This window comes from Pseudoalteromonas sp. T1lg76 (genome assembly GCF_002964725.1).
Lineage (GTDB): Bacteria > Pseudomonadota > Gammaproteobacteria > Enterobacterales > Alteromonadaceae > Pseudoalteromonas.
The window spans coordinates 1-6,658 of record NZ_PQCE01000048.1 but is presented as its reverse complement, the minus strand read 5'-3'; the positions used below and the strand labels follow the sequence as shown (position 1 = coordinate 6,658).

Below are 6,658 nucleotides of genomic sequence, written 5' to 3'. Positions count from 1 at the left end.
GGCGGCGCTGATCAGTGCCTGCAAAAAGCAGCATGTGTCCTGCGCCTGTGTGGTACATGGCATTGGCGAGCGCATTTTAAAGCACAAGGTACCTCAATATCTTGTGCAGCATCCGGATATTATTGCCATGCACCAGGCGCCGCTGGAATACGGTGGCAAGGGTGCCTTATTAATTTTGATTGACCTACCCGTGGATATCAGTCCACTACTGTAGTGCCCTGCCAATAGCAAAGGGCTCGTAAGAGCCCCTTGAACGCCCTTACTCGGTCGTCGCCTCGCAGCCGGAAATAACTTCTGGCAACTCGGCCACCGCCTGTTCCGACAGCGGCGGGCTAAAGTAATACCCCTGCACCACAAAGCAGTTATTGGCTTTTAAGAATTCCATCTGCTCCTTGGTTTCCACGCCTTCGGCCACCACATTGAGATTCAGCTTTTGCGCCATGGCGATAATAGCCGCGGTGATCGCCATATCGTTCGGATCATCCGGAATATCCTGGACAAAGGAGCGGTCAATCTTAAGCACATCAACAGGGAAGCGTTTCAGGTAGTTAAGCGATGAATAGCCAGTGCCAAAATCATCGATGGAAATCGACACACCCAGGCGTTTAATATCATGCAGTTGAGAAATGGCGGTACCCACATCCCCCATCAGCATACTTTCTGTGAGCTCCAAATGCAGATTTTTGGGAGCCACCTTGGTCTGCTCAAGAATATTGGCAAGACTAGGGATCAAATTGGCATCTTGGAACTGGCGCACCGATAAGTTCACCGAAACATTTGCTTCAAGCCCAGCTTGGGCGCGGCGTGCGGAGAACCTGCAGGCTTCATGGAGCACCCATTCGCCAAGCTCAACAATCAAGCCCGTGGCCTCGGCGATAGGGATAAACTTCACCGGCGAAATGGCGCCCTGTGTCGGGTGCGTCCAACGGATCAAGGCTTCAAAACCCAGTACCTTGCCGGTGCGACTATCAACCTGAGGCTGATAATTCAGATGGAATTGGCTGTCACGAATACCTTGGCGTAGCTCATTTTCAATATACAGGCGTTCGTTGGCGGCGGCGTTAAGCTCACTGGAATAGAAGTGATAGGTGTTTTTGCCCTTGGCCTTGGCCTCATACATGGCTAGGTCCGCATGTTTAAGGAGTTGGTCTTCCTCACTGCTGTCATCCGGCGCCATGGTAATGCCGATACTGGCACTGACGATCACCTCGTTATTGCCCAGGGTAATGGGCTGATTCAAGGTGTGCTGTATGGTGTGGGCTACGTTTCTAGCGCGCTCGTGACTTTCAATACCACTGAGCAGCACGGCGAATTCATCGCCACCAAGTCGGGCTATGGTGTCTTCGGTACGCAAACGATTTTTCAAACGATTGGCCACCTCGACCAAAAGTTGATCACCGCTGTCATGACCCAGGGTATCGTTAATGCGCTTAAACTCATCAAGGTCGAAATAAAACAATGCAAAGGCGTAGTGACCTCGCTCGGCCAGGGCCATGGACTTGCGCAGCTGCATGCGGAAGAAAGTGCGGTTAGCCAGACCGGTCAGGGTATCAAAATAGGCTAGTTGTTCCATTTTACGCTGGCTTTCTTTCACAAAGGAGATATCCTGTGCCGAAACCACATAGCTGCTTACGCCCCCTTCCTCATCGCGGATAGGTGACACGCTTAGAGACACCCACAGCGCCTTGCCGTCTATTTGCTCCAACATGGTATCGCCACGCCAATAATTGCGGGTGCGCAAATCGTATTCGATATCGTCGTTAAAGATTGCCATTTCCTTGGCTATCACGTTGAGTAATTTGCCATTGGTAAAATGCTCTTCATTAAAGCCGGTCATTTCCAGCATTTTCGGGTTTACATATTCGATTTGCAGCTGATAGTTGGTGATCAATACCCCGGTGCCAGAATGGGCCACCGCCTTGGACAAACGATTGGCGGCCCGCTCGGCAATGTCTTTTTCTTTAATACGCTGATTAAGGCCGGTGATGGTGTTGGCCAGCTCCACGCTCATGTCTTTAACCGAGCCGTTGAGTACGCCTATTTCGTCCTTGCCCTCGGGAGGAAATTCAGTGTCCATCCTGCCTTTAGCAAAACTGGAGACCGCATCTACGAGCAGATGAATACGGCGCAGCACCAGTTGATACAGGGCCTGATGTAACAACAAGGCAACCAAAATGGGGTAGAGAATAAAAAGTGCTAAGAATTTAATCTGTAACGCCTCAAGTGCTTCCAATGCACTCGATTGCTTACGATACATGCCCACATACCAGTTGAGACCCTCAAGCTTACTCATGGTGCCCAGGTACTGATCCCCTTCATATTCAAACTGCTCGTTCATGGTCGACTGCTCTGAATTCAAGGCCTTGCCGACTAACTCCGCCAGTTGGGGAGTAATAAAGTCGGACAGGCGCAGCACCCGCCCCTCACGGCCGTAACGCTGATATGTTGCCTCATCCAGGCTCGAATGGGCCAGCAACTGGCCTTGGCCATCAACCACGAATACTTGCTGTTGCTTATCGTTCATGGGCAAGAAACGCAGCAAACTGCTAAGTTCGATATCGGCGCCGGTTAGGGCTAGATGTTCATTGTTCTGATAAATGGGCGTCACTATGCTGACCACCCATTTGCGACTTACAGTGTCGTAATACACAGGTGTCCATAGCGTAAGCCTATTGGGGTTTGGTTCTGGGCCAACACGATTGAAATTAATCGCATCATGGGTGCGATAATTATCCGGCCTCTCCATAGCCCAGGTTGAAGGGGCAATACGAATAAAACCATCGGCGGTTAACAAGTAAAAATTGGCAAACTCTTGCAGCAAAGTTGGCGAAATAACCCGCCAAAGTTGCTCGGAATGGGTAAACAATTGTTGATAATAAGGAGAGTAATTGGCTTTTGGCATTACCGCAGCGCTCACGCCATCACGGGTACTGCTGCGCAGGAGAGGCTCATCGCTGCTAATAAAATGCGGCGTCGACGCACTGCGCTCAAGCTCGCCAGAAAACAACTCCCTGGCCACCACCGCATTAGCTTGTTCGGCAATATTGATTTTACTATCAATTAATTGCCCAAATTGACCACTAAATCGGGCATTGTATTGGGTCAGTTGCTCATTTTCTTGGAGCATCAATTGTTTTTGCTCGGATTTGAGCATAAACACGGCAGCAAAAATACCGGCGATCAAGCATATAGCTGAGATCAATACCGATAGCTTTATGCTTAGCGAGTGTATGCCAAATCGCGATGGAGGACGCCTATAGACCACAGCCGATCCTTTTTAAGTATCTGGTTTTTATTATTTTAGCTGGCTAGCAAATATAACAGTCACAGCGTTTATGTATAGCTCTTTTGGCGTTAATTATCAGCCAACCTTGTAACAACTAAGATAAAAGAATTAACAACAAGAATAATATAGTCTTTTGGGGAATAAACACCCAAATAAATTAATGCCTTAGTCTGCATTCTATAAGGTTTACTAGGCGATAATGACTAGGAGAGATTAACCTGCAAATAATTACCAAATAACCACCATAGGCCTATTGACTTTTAACCGCCCAAGCCAGTAGATTGAAGTTATGAACATTATCTCTTTCGTATTTTTTCGCTTCTTTATCTACCACCCTTGTTAGGGAGGCGCGAGCGAGTACGTGAGATTCACACACATGCTAAGGCCTCCCAAACGGGAGGCCTTTTTCGTTTTGGGAATGAGGAAACCTAATAATGACCAATGATACGCTCCTGGCACTGCGCCGAGACATCAATGAAATCGACTCTGAGCTGTTGATTTTATTGGCAAAACGCCGCCGAATCAGCCATTCGGTGGTGGAATATAAAATTGCCAATAACAAGCCCATTCGCGATGAAGCGCGAGAGCAGGAGTTACTGGAAAAGCTGATAAGCTATGGTAAATCGCTCGGCCTGGATGCCTACTATATCAACAGCGTGTTTCAGCGGGTGCTCGAAGACTCGGTACTGCACCAGCAAGCCATGTTGCAGCAAAACCTCAACCCAGAGGTATTGGGCGAGACCAATCGGGTGGCGTACCTTGGCGGCCAGGGCTCATACTCCCAGCTGGCGGTGCACAAATACTTCAGTCGCCGTCCCGGTAAACTGGTCGAGATGGGCTGCGCCCAGTTTGATGAAATCACTGGCGCGGTGGAAAAAGGCCAAGCCGACTTCGGCGTACTGCCAATCGAGAACACCAGCTCGGGCAGCATCAACGAGGTATTCGACCTGCTCCAGCACGCCCAGGTTTCCATTGTTGGCGAAGTCACCCATTCGGTGGAGCACTGCCTCTTGGTTAAACCCGGCACCGAACTGGGCGACATTACCAAGCTTTTCGGCCACCCCCAACCCTTTGCCCAGTGCAGTCGCTTTATTCAAGGTTTAAATGAAGTACAACTGGAAAACTGTGACTCCACCACCAGCGCCATGAAGGCGGCGCTTAATTGTGATAACAGTGCCGCCATCGGCTCTGCGGAAGCTGGCAAGCACTTAGGTCTGGAGGTCTTAAAAACCGGCATTGCCAATCAAAGTGAGAACCACAGTCGCTTTATCGTGGTGGCGCGTAAGGCCATGCAGGTTTCAACACAAATACCGACCAAGACCACATTGATTATGGCCACGGAGCAGCATGTGGGCTCGCTGGCCGATGCGCTCATGGTGTTCAAGGAGCATGGCATTAACATGGTGAAACTGGAGTCACGCCCGGTTCCGGGCAATCCCTGGGAAGAAGTATTCTATGTGGATTTAATTGCCAACCTGGCCGAACCCAAGGTGCAACGCGCTCTTGAGGCCCTAAAAGATCACACCCAGTTTGTACGCATCCTGGGGTGTTATCAAAGCGATTCACTGCAGGCGGTGGAAGTAAACTAACACCTAAAAAAAAGAGCCAGAAGTTATGACTTCTGGCTCTTTTGCATTGTGGGCAGGTTAATTTGCAAGACCAATTAACTCGATTTCCGCGATTTGTACCAGGCCATCATTATTGGCATTTTTACTGATACTCACGCGATAACTGCTATAGGCAAAGCCATTGCTAAAGCTAAAGGCGCGCCGCTGAAGTCTGTCATCCCAGCTCTCGCCGACCCAGGATGCCACTTCCACCCAGGTTTCGCCGCCGTCATTGGAGCCAAGCAGGCTGAAGTTTTCCGGATCCCGCTCTGGGGCATCATTGGCACTGGTAATGACGATTTCACTGATCACCTGAGGGGCACTAAAGTCGGCCTGTATCCAGGAAGGGTTTTCAGCCGTTGGTGCGCCCTGCCAGTCGTTATGGTCCAGCCACTTAGTGCTTGGGTCATTATCAAAGGCCCTATCCTGATTTTCGCCATCGCCAATACTAGAGCGCGCACTAAATAGGGTGCCAGACAGCTCGGTTAAATCCTGCAACTGATACTGGGGACCAATAAAGCCCACCTCGGCAATTTGTACCAGGCCATCATTGTTGGCATTGGCACTTACCGACAGGCGGTAATGCGAATAGGCCAAGCCATTGCTCAGGGCAAAATTACGTTGCTCTAAGCGCTCGGAGAATTCCTCCCCTGCCCAGCTCGCTAATGACAGCCAGGTTTCGCCATCGTTCGAGGCCAACAGCGAAAAGCTAGCCGGGTCACGCTCGGGCGCATCGTCGGCACTGGTGATCATCAGCTCATTCACGGCTTGCGCCTCGGCCAGCTGCACCTGGATCCACGCCGGGTTTTCCTCGGTGGGTGCGCCCTGCCAGTCATTGTGATCCAGCCACTTGGTGCTCACATCCCGGTCAAAGGCCTGCGCCGCGCTCTCGGAATCACTGATACTAAAGCGGGCACTGTAGCTGGCACCACTGCTTAGGGAATGATCCAGCCCCTCCAGCTCGGGGCCGATCAGCTCTACTTCGGCAAGCTGCAGCAGGCCATCGTTATTCTTATTTTTACTTACTTCCAGGCGATAGCTGCTATAGGCAAGTTGATTGGCCACGGCGAAGGTACGGCGCTCGGTACGCTCATCAAAGGCCTCTCCGACCCAGCTTGCCAGGGTTATCCAGCTTTCACCGCCATCATTAGACGCCAGCAGCGAGAAGTTTTCCGGATCGCGCTCCGGGGCATCGTTGGCGCTGGTAATGGCCAGCTCATTAACCGCTTTTGGAGCACTGAGGTCGAGCTGAATCCAGGACGGATCCGCGTCACTGGGCGCACCTTGCCAGTCATTGTGATCCAGCCATTTGGTGGTTGGGTCATTATCAAAGGCCTTATCCTGGTTTTCTGCATCGCCTATGCTGTTGCGCGCCGAGGCGATCGCTTGTGGGTCATCACTGTGGTCCACGCTCACATGCACGGGGCCAACAAAATCGATTTCGGCCAGTTGCAGCAAGCCATCATTGCCCTGATTCTTGGTGATATTGATACGGTAGCTGGCGTACGCCTGAGCGTTGGCAAAAGCAAATTCCTGACGCTCAAAACGCTCATCAAAGGTGGCACCGACAACGGTAGCTAAGGTTAGCCAGCTCTGGCCACCATCGTTGGACGCCAGAATATCGAAGTTTTCTGGGTCGCGCGCCGGCGCATCGTTGGCACTGGTGATAAACACACTGCTGATCGCCTGTGGCGTGGCAAAGTCCACCTGCACCCAGGACGGATCTTCTACACTTGGCGCACCTTGCCAATCATTATGGTCGAGC

The 6,658-nt window shown here is 51.1% G+C and carries 4 protein-coding genes; 2 read left to right on the top strand and 2 right to left on the bottom strand.

The window, feature by feature from the left end:
• Window positions 1–214 (top strand): Smr/MutS family protein (locus C2M35_RS14720; protein ID WP_199774438.1); only part of this gene is annotated, 214 nt, incomplete at its 5' end.
• A 45-nt stretch (window positions 215–259) separates the two neighbouring features.
• On the opposite strand, the gene C2M35_RS14715 is transcribed toward C2M35_RS14720, so the two are convergent.
• Window positions 260–3,265: a bifunctional diguanylate cyclase/phosphodiesterase gene (locus C2M35_RS14715; RefSeq protein WP_105265669.1), complete on the bottom strand. Its 3,006-nt coding sequence runs from the start codon at window positions 3,263–3,265 to the stop codon at window positions 260–262.
• Window positions 3,266–3,720: 455 nt separating this feature from the next.
• Between C2M35_RS14715 and C2M35_RS14710 the strand changes: the two genes are divergently transcribed.
• Window positions 3,721–4,875 (top strand): chorismate mutase, encoded by a 1,155-nt coding sequence (locus C2M35_RS14710; protein WP_105213035.1) that lies wholly within the window; start codon window positions 3,721–3,723, stop codon window positions 4,873–4,875.
• 57 nt (window positions 4,876–4,932) lie between these two features.
• Here the strand turns inward: C2M35_RS14710 and C2M35_RS14705 are convergent.
• Window positions 4,933–6,658 (bottom strand): discoidin domain-containing protein (locus tag C2M35_RS14705; protein ID WP_199774437.1); only part of this gene is annotated, 1,726 nt, incomplete at its 5' end.